The organism is Klebsiella sp. NPDC088457 (assembly GCF_044900465.1).
Classification (GTDB): Bacteria; Pseudomonadota; Gammaproteobacteria; order Enterobacterales; family Enterobacteriaceae; genus Klebsiella.
Window position 1 is genome coordinate 1 of the sequence record NZ_JBJDNH010000072.1, and the last position, 13,432, is coordinate 13,432.

The window sequence follows — 13,432 nt, forward strand, 5'->3', positions numbered from 1 at the left end:
CTGGTGGGTTACATTAAGTTTTACTTTGCCATGACTCAGGGCTTCCTGGTGGTCGGCCTGATCTCCATCCTCTCCGTCGTGCTGATCCACCACGTCATCCGCATGGTTGAGGCCCGTCGCGAACCAGAACCACAAAGTGTGCCCGCGCTATGATGCAGCCTGTAAATAACGACAGCGTGCCGTTAATTCTGCTCGGCGGCACGTTATGCGACGAGCAGCTATGGCAACCGGTGTTGAGGCAACTCAACGTCAGCCGCGCGCAGTGCTTCACGCTACAGACGGACGATTCGGCTAGCGCCACGGCGGCGCGCCTGCTGGCGATATTACCGCCCCGCTTTTGCCTGTGCGGATTTTCGCTAGGGGCAATCGTCGCGCTACATATGCAGGCCGTCGCGCCAGAACGTATCGCCGGGCTGGCGCTGATTTCTGTCAATCCGTTCGCCGACCGGCCCGAAAACGCGTCGCAGAGACGTCATGCGGTCGCGCAGGCCAAAGAGATGGGATTCAGCGCATTTATCAGCCAGCAACTATGGCCGCGTTATGTCGCCAGCCGACGGCAAACCGAAGCGTCCCTGCGACAAACGATTATCAACATGGCACAAAACTGCGGCTACGACGTTTTTTCCCGACAAACTGAAATCGCCATCAGCCGGAGCGATCGCCGCACCGAGCTTGGAAAACTCACGGTGCCAGTTCTGATCCTGAGCGGCGAAGAAGATCCGATTTGTACCGCGGAGCATCACCACGCGGCGCAACAAGCGGCGCCTTTTGCCCGCTGGCAAGAGCTGCCCGGCGTCGGTCACTTTGTGCCGCTGGAGGCGGTATCAGAGACGGCACAAGCCCTTCATTCCTGGATAAACGAGGTTCTTCTATGCGACTCAATCCGCTAAAACAGCGTCAGAAGCCAATTATTAACGGCTGGCTGGCCCTACCATGCAGCTACAGCGCTGAGATTGTCGGCCATCAGGGCTATGATTCGGTGACTGTCGATATGCAGCACGGCATGATCGATTTCGCCTCGGCGCTGACCATGCTGCAAGCGCTCTCTTCGACGCCCGCGACGCCGATCGCCCGGGTCTCTCATAATGATGGTGCGCTGATCATGCAACTGCTGGACGCCGGCGCCTACGGTATCATTTGCCCAATGGTCTCCAGTGCTGAAGAGGCTCGGCGCTTCGTTGCCGCCTGCCGCTATCCACCGCTCGGCAATCGCTCCTTTGGGCCGGCTCGGGCGCTACTCTATGGCGGTAAAGATTACCCTCAGCACGCCAATGAGCAGATCCTGACGCTGGCGATGATCGAGACGCGGGAGGGGCTAAAAAATCTGCAGGCGATCCTGGATGTCGAGGGGCTGGACGGCATTTTTATTGGTCCAAACGATCTCTCCCTGACGTTGACGGGGAGCGCCAGCGCCGAGTCCCAACATCCGGATATGCTGGCGGCTATCGATCTGGTGCTGACGCGGACGCACGCGGCCAAAAAAATCGCCGGTATATTCTGTACCTCAGGTGAGGCGGCGGCAGAGCGTATTGCGCAAGGTTTTACGATGGTGACCCCCGCAAATGACGTGATGCAACTTTCTCAGGCCGGGCGCAATGCGGTAGCGCAAGCCCGCGGCGAAATTCCACCAGCCCGTTCGGGTTCCGGTTATTAATGGAGATTTTATGAATACGACAGTTCTGACCTTTGAAGAAGCCCGTAAGCGTCTGGTCACCCCTGATGATATGGTGTCATGCAGCGTCGCGTTTATTGACTGTAAGCTGCCCGGCTCCCATCTCAAGCAGAATTACTCCTTTATCGGTCCCGGCGTCACGCAATCCAGTGAGCAGGTAATTAACATCCCGCTGCCTCATGGCTTTAATATTGGTGCCGCGGCAATGCCTAAAGGGGTAACTAATAATCTTCATCTCCATTTCACCGCGGAGGTTTTTCTTATCCATGAAGGAAGCTGGCGATTCCGTTGGGGAGCGAATGGAGAAAACGAAGCAACGTTTAGCGCACCGACGATTTTATCTATCCCGACCTGGATATTTCGCGGCTTTACCAACGCCTCCCCTACCGATACCAACGGCTGGGTATTCACCGTCCTGGGCGGAGACAATACCGGCGGTATCATCTGGCATCCTTCGGTGATGCAGGCGGCGAAGGAGTACGGTTTGTATCTCAGCCGCGACAATATGTTGATTGATACCGAAAAAGGCGATCCCATTCCTGATAATTCGGCTCTGATGCCTGAGATCTCGCAATCCGATATCGACGCGCTGCCTCACTACACCCCGCAGCAGATGGCGGAATTTGCGGTGACGGGAGAACAACGCGTGTGGTCCTCCCGGGGATTACTCGATGCGATTTTACCTGGCCACGGTGCGGAAATTGCGCCGGTCATCGGTTTCGGTATTAGCCAGGACCGCTGCAGCCAGGCGAAAATTATCCGACCGCATGGCTTCTCCGTGGAATGGCTGAAGCTGCCATCAGGCGGCCAAATCGGCCGCCATCGTTGTGAGCAGGTTCAGGTCATTATGGTGTTTAAAGGCACTTTAGAAGTCACCTTTAACCAGCAGGGGCAAGAGGTGGTCCTGACCGCTCCGGAACGTTCCGTTATCTCCATCCCGGAGAACTGCTGGCGCCAGTATCGCGCGCTGGAGGGTGAGTGCGAAGTGACTTTAACCACCCGAGGCGATGAGCGCAAGATGCTCTTTTGGGATGAAAGCATTGTCGCCGCCGCGGAACAGCAGGGCTGGTCCGTAGACCCAGATGGCTACCTCGCCGCGACGGAGATCCTTCCTCTCACGGCGCGTCGTGTCTATCACAAAAGGCAAAACGCCTACCTTAAACGCATCAACGAGTAGCCCTCGCCGCGCCCGTACGTATCGTTAATGGTACCCGGAAGGCCCTCTTGAGCCTACCGGCGGCGAACACTGATTTCGAGCCTTAACATTCATCTTTCCGCCAAAGCCATCTGCGTATGCAGATGGCTTTTTTATGGTCTCTAAGCTCTTTTTGTGGTTTTTGTGTTGTTTTATCTTTTTTATTGTTGTTTTTGATGTTGCTTTGTGGTGACATTAGATCATCATTCCGGCACAGGCAAAATTTTCATGGAGCATAAAACTCACGATTTTGATGTCGTCATTATTGGCGGCGGTGTTATTGGTTGCGCGGTCTTTCGCCGTTTCACGCTAATGGGCGCGCGGACATTACTACTGGAAAAAGGCGGCGACATTCTTTCCGGCGCCAGCAAGGCAAACAGCGCCATTCTTCATACCGGTTTTGATGCGCCGCCGGACAGCCTTGAGCTGGCCTGTATGCAGGCGGGATATGCCGAATACAAAGCCATACATCAGAAAATGAACCTTCCTCTGCTTGAAACCGGTGCCATCGTCGTGGCATGGAATCAGGAGCAGCTTGATGCATTGCCAGGGATTGTTCAGCAGGCGCATCAAAATGGCGTCACGGATGTATGTCAGCTCTCATCCGATGAGGTTTACCAGCGTGAAGCGCACCTCGCGGCGGGCGCGTTGGGAGGGGTTCTGATTCCCGGGGAAAGCATCATCGATCCCTGGAGCAGTCCGCTCGCCTACCTGACGCAGGGGGTGAAGCATGGGGGACAATATCGCTTCAACTGTGAGGTAACCGGCGCCGAATTCAATGAGCAACAGTGGTCAATCCAGACTACCGCCGGCGATTATCGGGCAGCCCTGGTGATCAACTGTGCGGGAAATCATGGCGATCGTATCGATGGGCTATGGCGTACGCCGGAATTTGAGATCAAACCTCGTAAAGGCCAGTTTCTAGTCTTTGATAAACCCGCCTCGGCGCAAATCAACGCGATTATCCTGCCCGTACCGACCGCGCGCAGTAAAGGCGTTTTACTGTCGAAAACCATTTTCGGCAACCTGTTACTAGGCCCGACGGCGGAAGAGCAGACCGATCGCGAACGCGCGGAAGTCAATGAAGAGATGTTAAAGACGCTGATTGCTCAGGGCAAACGTATATTACCCTCTTTAACCGATTATACGGTGACCGCCACCTATGCTGGCTTACGCCCGGCGACCGAACTGAAAGAGTACCGCATTCTCCCTTATCCGCAGCAACAGTGGATCACCGTCGGCGGAATCCGCTCCACCGGACTGACTGCCGCGCTGGGCATTGCCAGCCACCTTGAAACGCTCTATCGCAACCACTTTGCCGCTCTGTTCGAACTGACGCCTCCCGACACCTACCTCTGGCCACGGATGCCGATGCTCTCGGACTATGAGCCTCGCGATTTTACCTGCCCGGGAAATGGCGGCGTGGTATGCCATTGCGAGTGGGTCACGCGACGTGAGCTGGAAGCCGCTTTTGACTCCGATGTTCCACCGGGCTGTATCGGCGGATTACGCCGGCGGACGCGCGTCATGATGGGCCGCTGCAATGGATTTTTCTGTAGCAATCACGTTGCCGAAATTATCGGCGACCGCTTTAACAACACCTTGATCACAGGGCAGATAAAATGAGCAAGCTGTACGATGTCATCATCATTGGCGCCGGGCCCGCCGGATTAGGCGTTGCACGCGCTTTACAGGAGGCCGGAGTTAAAGAGGTACTGCTCATCGAGCGGGAAAGCCAGGCTGGCGGCGTACCCAGGCATTGTCGACATCCCACATTTGGCCTGCAGACATTCTGGCGACCGATGAAAGGACACACCTGGGCCCAAAAATTACTGGGATATGTCCACTATCCTATCCGCACCTCGACAACCGTCACCGCGCTGTTAGCGCAGGGGGAAATTGAAGTGTCATCAGATCGCGGTCTCGAGACCCTACGGGCGCGAAAGATCGTATTAGCAACCGGCGTACGGGAAACGCCACGCCATCCTCGTCTGGTAAGCGGCGTCCGTCCGCAAGGCGTGTTAACGGCTGGAGCGCTGCAACAATTCGTCTACCTGCGTGGGCTGAAGCCGGGCAACCACCCGGTCATCGTAGGGACGGAATTAGTTAGTTTTTCCGCGATCTGGACGCTAAAAAGCGCCGGAGTTCAGGCCGTCGCCATGATCGAAGAGGGTCCGCGCCACACGGCATGGCGTTTATGCCTGCTGTTTGCCAAACTGCTCAATGTGCCGGTCTATTTCAACAGCCATGTTTCCCGCATCACCGGCAGCGAACGTGTCGAAGGTATTGAAACTGCCAGCAACGGAGTACAGAAGGTCCTGCCATGTGACAGCGTCATTTTCACCGGCAAATTTACCGGTGAATACACTCTGGTCCGTAAAAGCCATCTGGCCTCCGACTTTGGCACCGGGCGGCCACTGTTTGACCAAAACGGCGCCTGTTCCGATGCGCAATATTATGCCGTGGGCAACATGACCCATCCGGCTGATATGGGCGATCAATGCTATCAGGAAGGGCTGCGCACCGGGAAGATGATCTCACAAGCCCTGCAATCCGGGACCCCCGCGTCGCCATTTGTAGCGGTGCAGCATGATGACAACATCCGCATTGCTGCCCCCAGCATCATTCGCATCAATGATGCGGAGAGTAAAATAGCCTTTAATATCCGCGTACTACATCCTGTCACGGGTGATGTCGTCGTGCGTGATGGCAACAAAGAGCTCTATCGTCGCCGCTGCCGTTGCATGCCCGAACGCCGAATTTTGCTAAAAGATGTCGACATCAGCGGCGTAACCACAGAGAGCACTCTGCATATCGCTATCGAATAAGCATAAGCGCGATCCCATGCGCAATAGCGCCAATACCTGTCAGCCTTCTCTGACAGGTTTTTTTTGCCAAAGAAAGTCAGCGCAGCCCTGCGCTCTCCCCGGCATAAACCGACGCCAATACCCGGAGTGAACCGTCAGGGAAACAACTCTCTACCACGCATAGTGAGATAAACGAAGAAGAGGAGAACATCTCCTCAGGTGAGCGGGCGGACGTAAAGAAACGCATATCGCTTTACGCCCGCCGAATTGGCGAGGTATTACTGGCCGGCGATCTCCTCGGCAATAAATTCATTTTGTACCTGGGACCACAAACTTACCCGTTGACCACGCTGTTCAAAAAAAGCAATCTCACGCTGAATGCCGACGCTTTTATCCCAACCTGGCAGATCAATAATAATTAATTCCTCCATCGTCTCCATAAAGTATGCATCGACGGGAGCCCAACGCTTGCCAATTTCACTTTTTTCAGTATGGCGGAAAACCAGATTTATAGGATGTGATAAAGTTACCTGACTGAATACAATATTCCCGGATTCAATTATCGCTGCGGCAACCTGATTACACCGAATGAAGCGTTCATTCACTACCGTTTCATCAGGGTGGCTATACGGGCAGGCCAGAAAAATCTTTCTCATTGTAGGCGTTCTCCATAGATATAAAGAGTTTGATGGCCCTCTCAGGCCATAATATTTTTCACTGTTTCTGTGGCTAAACTTTCAGCTTCCAGTTTTTCTGCCGCAGGCACGGAAATAATCATTGCAAGCGCAATCGCTAAAATCCCCGCAATAAATTTTCCGGCCATAATGGGAATAACCAGGGAGGGTTGAAAATTCGCGGTAAACGCCAGATGATCGCCAAGCGTAGCCTGCGCACAGATGCCAAAGGCAATGCACAGCACTTTGTCTCTGGCGCGCATCTTGCGAAATAGATGGTATACGGCAATAATATTCGCCAGTACCATAATCAATCCCAACGCTCCCGCATCGCTCAGCGCAAGTCTTTTCCCGATATAACGCATGACACCCTGACAATGTTTCTGGAAGAGAAAGCAGATTGGAAAGGTACCGGCCAGCATAATACCTATATAGCCAGCAATTTCGATGGAACGATACAGATTTTTCTCGTCAGCAAATAATGGATCAAAGAACCACCGACCAAAAATATGGGTAAATACGCCGGTAAAATGTTCAATTATGCAAAGTGCGAGGACCATTTTAATAAAGGCATCCATCAGCTTGCCGAATATCAGAAAAGCGCTAACCATCATTAATGGTCGATATTTAAGGCCAATCGCCAGCAGGAAACAAAAAGCAAAAAGCGGCGCCAGTAGTTTTAACGCAGAGAGAAAATCGATGGTTAACGCATAGTTGGCGGGCGAGGTTGTCGAAATGATTTCTCGCACCGGCACGTGATACAAGGCGATCGCCATCAAAGAGATCAGTACGCCAAAGGGAATGCTGATCAGGCCAGCCATCGCCCCTAATGCCAGATATTTATGATCCTCTTTGTTCAGCATAATCAAGCCAACGGGAATAAGGTAAACGATACTCGCACCGGATGTATATCCCACCAGCATGGCGGTGATCCACATATCCCGATTGGCGGCCAGTGCATCAGCCAACTGATAGCCTCCCATATCAACCGCAATTACCGATAGTGCCGCAATAGCGGCATTGGAGCCCAGCGATTGAAACAGGGGCCCAACGGTTTGCATGATCACATGGGTCAACAGAGGGAGCGCGGCCATGATGCCCGCCTGAGCGAGAAAAACCGGGCCGATGGCGTGGATCCCGTTAACAAACTCGCGCCCGAGTCCGCTTTCAGGGCGGATGACGGCCGCCAATGCCCCAAGCAACGTTCCGGACATCATGATATAAATGATCAAGTTGCCAATTTCGGACATACCAGGCCTCTTACTCCGGACGTAAATTACGGGCGCGGGAAATAATGTCCTGATAGCGCAGAAACAGCGCCGACAGATTATTTTCCGTTGGATTTATCACTTCATACTGGTTATTCACTTTTAATTCCCGCTCAATCCCTAAGCCTTTGCGGGCCAGCATAGCTATCCCCTGCGCCGTCATCTCTTTGTTGCTCGGAGTAATAATCTGTTTTTGCAGCAGGTTCGCGAGAAATTGTTTGAAGTAGTGGTTGGTTGCCAGCCCGCCATCGACAGAAATCGCCCCCCCAACGGGACCCACTTTTTCCATCGCAATGATCACTTCCGCCGATCGAACCGCAATACCCTCAAGAATGGATTGCAGCATGTCTTTGCGCTCGGTCTCCAGCGAGAGTCCTGCCCACAGCCCTGCGGCTGAGCGATCCCAGTACGGGCATCCCAGGCCGGATAACGCCGGTACAAAGGCCAGCCCCCGTGCAATGGCCGATTGCGCAGGAAAATCGCTAAACTCTTCGATATCGCTAAACAGGCCAATTTTACGCGCCCAGTTGATAGCAGAGGCCGCATTATAAACACCGCCATCCAGCCCATAGACCGGCGCTTCACCCGGCATTTTCCAGCACAAGGTAGGCAACAACCCTGAACCTTGAGGATCAGGTATCGAATGGCCGCTAATCGACTGCAGGAAAGCCCCGGTGCCAAACGTAATCTTCATTTGCCCGGCAGAAAGACAGCCGTGGCCATAGGTCCCGGCGAACTGATCGACAATACAGGCCGTGAGTGGCATGGTATTACCATCCAGTTTGACGTCGCCAAAATGGCCAACATTGTCTTTCACCTCTGGCAGCGCATCGATCGGTACGCCAAACAGGCGACACAGTTCTTCATCCCATTCCAGCGTGTGGATGTTAAAAAGCGATGTCCGCGAGGCGGAGTTATAGTCCGTAACATGCACGCCGCAAAGATGGAACAGAAAGAAAGCGTCCATGGTGCCAAGACGCAGTCGACCCTGTTTCGCGAGCGGCCCGGCCCCCGGGACATTGCGCATGATCCAGCCTAATTTACTGGCGGAGAAATAGGTATCAAGCGGCAGACCGGAACGGGCTTTGACCATCTCTTCCGCCCCTTCCCGCTTGAGTGTGCGAATCACGCTCTCAGTACGTTGGTCCTGCCAGATAATGGCATTGTAGAGGGGCAGTCCGCTACGGACATCCCAGGCGACGATGCTCTCTCCTTGATGACCCAGGCCAATCGCATCAACCACATTGCAACTCCCCAGGCAATTGCGGATATTGCGCAGAATCTCCAGCGGGTCGTGCTCCACCCAGCCGGGATTCGGTGTAATTTGCTTGTGGGGAACGCTGGCGGGCGAGTGATGTTTTCCATCTTCGGAAAAGACCACCACCCTTGTCCCTGTCGTTCCCTGATCGATAGCGGCATAACGTTGGTTCAACATAGTCGTCTCGCTTGCAGGTGTGATTTGCCTGTTGTCTTTGTGTGTTTTTATTGTTGATATTTACATTGAAACCACAAAAACACAACATAAGAAGACACGAATCGCCAGTAATTTGTGACTGAGATCTCGTTTTAATTTGCTATCCCCGGGATAGGTGTTACATAAAATGATGTGGATGTTTATGCTGATAATGTATAATTGCGATGCTGGAAAATATACAGGGCCTGCATCACGGCCCTACTTTAAGTCAAAATAAAGCGATCAGGGAAAATCAATGAATACTGAAATCGTCAGTTCTTCGGATCGAAGAACCATCATTCTGGAAAAACTTAAAAATAATGGTCAGGTTTCTGTGAATGAGCTTGCTGATATATTTCAGGTCTCTCAGGAAACGATCCGTCGTGATTTAAATAAGCTGGAAGAACAACGCCTAATAAAAAAAATCCACGGTGGGGCCGTTAGTAGCCAGTTCGGTTTTGAAATGGAGTTTAATGAGCGGGCGAAGGTTGCCGCCAGCGAGAAAAAGGCGATAGCGCGCAGTGCGGTAAAACTCTTCAAGCCCGGAGACTCGCTATTTATCGATTTCGGGACGACCACTCTGGAGTTTACCCGCCAGTTAATTGAGGTCAATGAGCTAACCGTCATCACCAATTCTCCGCTTATCGCCAACGTCCTTCATGAGAATGACACGATAAAAACGATCCTGATCGGCGGCGAGTTTATCAGTTCGAAATTTGAATGCGTCGGCGCCATTGCGCTCGATAATATTAAGCGCTTCTTTGTCGATTATGCGGTCATTGGCGCCGGAGCAGTGCATACTCATGTCGGGGTGATGGATCAAGACATTAACGAAGCCACCATTGCCCGACAGATGATTGAAAACAGCAGTCGTACGGTGGTGCTGGCCGATGGGCACAAGCTTCAGAATCATGCAACCACGCTCGTTTGCGAGTGGGATAAAATCCATTATCTCTTCACCACCAGCGAAGGCTCGCAGGCGAAAAAAAGCAAATTCCCGGCAAATGTCAATGTGACATTTGCCAAAGCCGAAAGCGAACGCTAGCATTCGCATAGCGCGTTGCCAATGGCTGGCCGCGGTGCTGCTCCCTGCCACGGCCAGCGATGAAATCAGGCTCTTTTTTCTGCCCCAACGCCTGGCATATCGCGCGGCGTTCTTTGCTGAACCATTTTAGCCGCGATGGCAATAAGCAGTGCGGCAACGGACGAAAGGCCAGCTATCAACATATATCCTGCCTGCATCGTGAAGTATTTCAACATGATGCCCATCAAAACGGGTCCCCAGAACATGCCGGTCGAATAGATCGTCTGGAACAGTCCCATCCGCGCCGTTTGTTCCTCTGAAGTGGTATTCACCACGCTGAGGGACATCATGACCGCGAATGCCATGCCAAACGAAAAGCCCGCCAGCGCCTGAAAAGCCGCGATGATAACGAAATTCTGCGTCAACGGGATACCTAAAGCGGCAATGGCCTGTAACAGCGAACCAATAACCGCCGTTTTCACTAAGCCCAGACGCGGATAAAAGAAGGCGCTACATAGGGCGACAGCCAGCGCGTAGAACAGCAGGTGCAGGTTACTCAACAAAGCGATCAGAATGCCTTTATGGCCTAGCTTAAACATATAGATAGGCGTTAAGGTGTCACGGGTAGCGAAAGGGACAAGGAGCACAATGGCACACAGAATCCCAACGAACCATATCGTACGGTCGGTCAACTGCACCCAGGCGCTTTTAAAACAATCATTAAGCCTGGATTTAACCGGTGTTTCAATGTGTTCCTGTAAGAACAGAGAGATAAACAACGCGATCAGAGCCGCTACGCTGGGTATCCAGAAACCTAAGTTTGGCGGGAAGTTCTGCACAATGATCCCGCACAGCGTATTACCTAAAAAGACGCCTACCGGGCTGGCCAGCGCCAGCAGGGCAACCGCGGCCGGGGCCTCATTTTAGCGAAGTACCTGATAAACATAATGTTGTACAACACCCATGTTGCGGAGGCGATGCCTGAAGACGTTTTGGCAATATACAGCGTAACGTCATTAGTATGAAAAAAGGCTATCGGCCACATCAGCATCGGTAAAACCAGGCTAATCTGAATAAATATTTTTCTGTTATGTAGTGTTCCGGAAATCACGCTTAAAGGGAAACGCAGTAATACCGTGGCAAGACCGGTGGCCCCCATAATCAGACCGATAATTTCGGGCGGGATATCGTGCTGCACCATATAAGAAGCCAGAAACGCATCATAACCATTAATACAAATAAAAAATAATAAGCTCATAATAAAGAACAGAAAAACTTCCCGGCGAGTGAATAATTGTTTAAACATATTCGCATCCTGGTTTGTCATTACGATCATAAGAATGAAGTTATTACAAATCTCGCTGCATGAGCGGATTATACTGATGATAAAAATTTATCTGCTGTTATTCATGCCGGTCGCCTTTATGTTGTCGGTCACCCATCCCTACCTACTATTCACTACGCACGACCCGGTGCGAACAATACGTCTGCCGCGCAATGGCTTAGCCGACTTCATCTCTTTCAGCCCAAATGAAAAACAACACAATAACAACAATATTAAACGCAAAAACAAACAAATTACAACACACAAGTCACATTTCATCAATGAAACCTATCTGCCAGTGCTGATGTAAAAAATGTAATGTGAGTAAATTCAGGATTTTTAATGTGATAAAGATCACCAAAACAACTTAGCGTGTGACATTTATGTTGCTTTTAGTTGTCTTTAAAGTAAAAAGATTGAGATAAACAACACAAAGACAACGACCAGTCAACGTGTGGTGATGACGTAATTAACAGCAAAATCGAAGTAACCGATTGAAATATCAAATTAATCACATCAGAAATCAAGTGAAGAGGGCATGATGAGTAAACCACAGATCGTCAATGATATTAGCGAAGGTAAAAACCCGGCCGAAGTTAAAGCCGATAATAACAGTGAAAATCAAAAAGATAAGAAAATCATATCATCTTCATTAAACCGTTTACCTCGGCAGCTTGATGAACAGCATATGCCAGCTGATTTCAACATTTCCTGGGATAGCTATAAGCGCGGCGGTACGGATAAGTTTCTGGCGCAGACGCCATCGCACCTGCATCGCCATCCGATGCGCGGGTTCGATAAAGAGTATGTCAATATTATTGATTACATCATCCGCATAACGCACCGCATTTGGGAAGAAGGCGATATTGGCTATATCTATGACACGTATAGCCATGACTGTAACGTGTGGGATGATGTGGGATTACATGTGGGCCGCGACCGCGTCGTCGCTGGTACCGCCAGAACGCTAAACGCCTATCCTGATATCCGTATCCTGGGAGACGAAGTGATTTGGGCAGGCGACGAAAACGTCGGTTTCCACTCTTCTCACCGTAGCTACATCATGGGAACCAACACCGGCTTTAGCGAGTTTGGCGCGCCAACGAACAAATCCGTACGCTTCATGTGTATTGCAAACTGCGTGATGCTGGAAAATGAGATCTTCTACGAGCATGTGATGCATAACACCGCCAGTCTGATCCAGCAGCTCGGCCTTAACGTGTTTGATGTCGCACGTGATATGTTGACAAAACATGGCGAAAATCCTCTGGCACGTGATTTTGTATCAAGTGAACCTTTCCGCGTCCCGGGACAAGGCAAACCGGCACTGCTGCCGCTGCCGCAAGGTAATAAGTTAGACATCCGCGCCTTTATCAATGCGTTTTATCAAAACGTATGGAATCGCAGGATGTTGCGTTCACTGACGGATTTCTGCTCGCCAAATATCGCCTATCAGGGACCAACTGAACGCGTCTATCAGGGGCTGGGCAACTACAAATCGTGGATCCTGTCGCTGCTCTCGATGTTCCCTGACCTGACGTTCTCCGTGGACGATGTTTACTGGATGGGCAACGATCAAAGCGGCTACCTGGTATCCGTTCGCTGGAGTGCGCAAGGCACCCATCTGGGCAACGGCATTTATGGCAAACCAAGCGGAAAAGAAGTCCATCTGATGGGGATTAGCCAGTTCCGTATTCAGGACCGCCTGATTCAACAGGAGTGGTCAATTTTTAACGAGTTTGGCGTTATTGCCCAGATCGTTTCCTGAATTTGAATCAAATAAGGGGCGGGATACTCGCCCCTCTTTCACATCGGGTTTGCGCGATAGTACGACTATGCTCCTGCGGTCAAAGACCCCTCTTAACCGTACTATCGGTATTTACCATTCATATCTTCCTGCACTCTGAATCCGGAGGCGAGTATGTCCCTGCAACTACTGCGTCGTGATGTCCTGCTGTTCTTTATTATCAGCCTGCTGTTTTTTGTCAGCATTCATGCCTTCGACCCTTTTCTCG

13 protein-coding genes are annotated in these 13,432 nt (G+C 51.6%); 8 read left to right on the top strand and 5 right to left on the bottom strand.

The window, feature by feature from the left end; translation table 11 throughout:
• The first annotated feature begins 149 nt into the window (after positions 1-149).
• The 5 genes from ACI2JR_RS26585 to ACI2JR_RS26605 all read left to right on the top strand — a co-directional run bounded on the left by ACI2JR_RS26585 (position 150) and on the right by ACI2JR_RS26605 (position 5,695).
• On the top strand, positions 150-890 hold the full coding sequence (locus ACI2JR_RS26585; RefSeq protein ID WP_462479889.1) for an alpha/beta fold hydrolase: 741 nt from the start codon (positions 150-152) through the stop codon (positions 888-890).
• Positions 872-1,654 carry an HpcH/HpaI aldolase/citrate lyase family protein gene (locus ACI2JR_RS26590; RefSeq protein WP_462479890.1) on the top strand — a complete coding sequence of 261 codons (783 nt, stop codon included), beginning with the start codon at positions 872-874 and terminating at the stop codon, positions 1,652-1,654. Before ACI2JR_RS26585 ends, ACI2JR_RS26590 begins: the two co-directional genes overlap by 19 nt.
• A gap of 10 nt (positions 1,655-1,664) precedes the next feature.
• Positions 1,665-2,849, top strand: coding sequence for a cupin (locus tag ACI2JR_RS26595; RefSeq protein WP_462479891.1), 1,185 nt, complete (start codon positions 1,665-1,667; stop codon positions 2,847-2,849).
• Between the two features lie 246 nt (positions 2,850-3,095).
• Positions 3,096-4,493 (top strand): NAD(P)/FAD-dependent oxidoreductase, encoded by a 1,398-nt coding sequence (locus ACI2JR_RS26600; protein ID WP_462479892.1) that lies wholly within the window; start codon positions 3,096-3,098, stop codon positions 4,491-4,493.
• On the top strand, positions 4,490-5,695 hold the full coding sequence (locus tag ACI2JR_RS26605; protein ID WP_462479893.1) for an FAD-dependent oxidoreductase: 1,206 nt from the start codon (positions 4,490-4,492) through the stop codon (positions 5,693-5,695). Before ACI2JR_RS26600 ends, ACI2JR_RS26605 begins: the two co-directional genes overlap by 4 nt.
• Before the next feature lie 257 nt (positions 5,696-5,952).
• Here the strand turns inward: ACI2JR_RS26605 and ACI2JR_RS26610 are convergent, their stop codons facing one another.
• The 3 genes from ACI2JR_RS26610 to ACI2JR_RS26620 are packed head-to-tail and all read right to left on the bottom strand — an operon-like array spanning position 5,953 to position 9,051.
• Complete coding sequence (locus tag ACI2JR_RS26610; protein ID WP_462479894.1) at positions 5,953-6,330, bottom strand: DUF1937 family protein; 378 nt, start codon at positions 6,328-6,330, stop codon at positions 5,953-5,955.
• Between the two features lie 41 nt (positions 6,331-6,371).
• Complete coding sequence (eutH, locus tag ACI2JR_RS26615) at positions 6,372-7,598, bottom strand: ethanolamine utilization protein EutH (RefSeq protein WP_462479895.1); 1,227 nt, start codon at positions 7,596-7,598, stop codon at positions 6,372-6,374.
• 10 nt (positions 7,599-7,608) lie between these two features.
• Positions 7,609-9,051 carry a glycerol kinase gene (locus tag ACI2JR_RS26620; RefSeq protein WP_462479896.1) on the bottom strand — a complete coding sequence of 481 codons (1,443 nt, stop codon included), beginning with the start codon at positions 9,049-9,051 and terminating at the stop codon, positions 7,609-7,611.
• A gap of 274 nt (positions 9,052-9,325) precedes the next feature.
• On the opposite strand from ACI2JR_RS26620, the gene ACI2JR_RS26625 reads away from it, so the two are divergent.
• On the top strand, positions 9,326-10,114 hold the full coding sequence (locus tag ACI2JR_RS26625; RefSeq protein WP_462479897.1) for a DeoR/GlpR family DNA-binding transcription regulator: 789 nt from the start codon (positions 9,326-9,328) through the stop codon (positions 10,112-10,114).
• 65 nt (positions 10,115-10,179) lie between these two features.
• On the opposite strand, the gene ACI2JR_RS26630 is transcribed toward ACI2JR_RS26625, so the two are convergent.
• Complete coding sequence (locus ACI2JR_RS26630; protein ID WP_462479898.1) at positions 10,180-10,932, bottom strand: MFS transporter; 753 nt, start codon at positions 10,930-10,932, stop codon at positions 10,180-10,182.
• A gap of 35 nt (positions 10,933-10,967) precedes the next feature.
• On the bottom strand, positions 10,968-11,399 hold the full coding sequence (locus tag ACI2JR_RS26635; RefSeq protein ID WP_462479899.1) for a hypothetical protein: 432 nt from the start codon (positions 11,397-11,399) through the stop codon (positions 10,968-10,970).
• Positions 11,400-11,433: 34 nt separating this feature from the next.
• On the opposite strand from ACI2JR_RS26635, the gene ACI2JR_RS26640 reads away from it, so the two are divergent.
• Positions 11,434-11,727 carry a hypothetical protein gene (locus tag ACI2JR_RS26640; RefSeq protein WP_462479900.1) on the top strand — a complete coding sequence of 98 codons (294 nt, stop codon included), beginning with the start codon at positions 11,434-11,436 and terminating at the stop codon, positions 11,725-11,727.
• Positions 11,728-11,955: 228 nt separating this feature from the next.
• The gene (locus ACI2JR_RS26645) at positions 11,956-13,185 is read left to right on the top strand and encodes an ester cyclase (RefSeq protein ID WP_462479901.1); all 1,230 of its coding nucleotides are present in this window, start codon (positions 11,956-11,958) and stop codon (positions 13,183-13,185) included.
• Positions 13,186-13,432: the final 247 nt, after the last annotated feature.

What these genes read in the sequence shown, in the direction of transcription:
- ACI2JR_RS26645 (WP_462479901.1), top strand. Translation starts at nt 11,956, where the DNA reads ATGATGAGTAAACCACAGATCGTCAATGATATTAGCGAAGGTAAAAAC.
- ACI2JR_RS26640 (WP_462479900.1), top strand. Translation starts at nt 11,434, where the DNA reads ATGAAGTTATTACAAATCTCGCTGCATGAGCGGATTATACTGATGATA.
- ACI2JR_RS26600 (WP_462479892.1), top strand. Translation starts at nt 3,096, where the DNA reads ATGGAGCATAAAACTCACGATTTTGATGTCGTCATTATTGGCGGCGGT.
- ACI2JR_RS26585 (WP_462479889.1), top strand. Translation starts at nt 150, where the DNA reads ATGATGCAGCCTGTAAATAACGACAGCGTGCCGTTAATTCTGCTCGGC.
- eutH (WP_462479895.1), bottom strand. Translation starts at nt 7,598, where the DNA reads ATGTCCGAAATTGGCAACTTGATCATTTATATCATGATGTCCGGAACG.
- ACI2JR_RS26635 (WP_462479899.1), bottom strand. Translation starts at nt 11,399, where the DNA reads ATGTTTAAACAATTATTCACTCGCCGGGAAGTTTTTCTGTTCTTTATT.
- ACI2JR_RS26625 (WP_462479897.1), top strand. Translation starts at nt 9,326, where the DNA reads ATGAATACTGAAATCGTCAGTTCTTCGGATCGAAGAACCATCATTCTG.
- ACI2JR_RS26610 (WP_462479894.1), bottom strand. Translation starts at nt 6,330, where the DNA reads ATGAGAAAGATTTTTCTGGCCTGCCCGTATAGCCACCCTGATGAAACG.
- ACI2JR_RS26620 (WP_462479896.1), bottom strand. Translation starts at nt 9,051, where the DNA reads ATGTTGAACCAACGTTATGCCGCTATCGATCAGGGAACGACAGGGACA.
- ACI2JR_RS26590 (WP_462479890.1), top strand. Translation starts at nt 872, where the DNA reads ATGCGACTCAATCCGCTAAAACAGCGTCAGAAGCCAATTATTAACGGC.
- ACI2JR_RS26595 (WP_462479891.1), top strand. Translation starts at nt 1,665, where the DNA reads ATGAATACGACAGTTCTGACCTTTGAAGAAGCCCGTAAGCGTCTGGTC.
- ACI2JR_RS26605 (WP_462479893.1), top strand. Translation starts at nt 4,490, where the DNA reads ATGAGCAAGCTGTACGATGTCATCATCATTGGCGCCGGGCCCGCCGGA.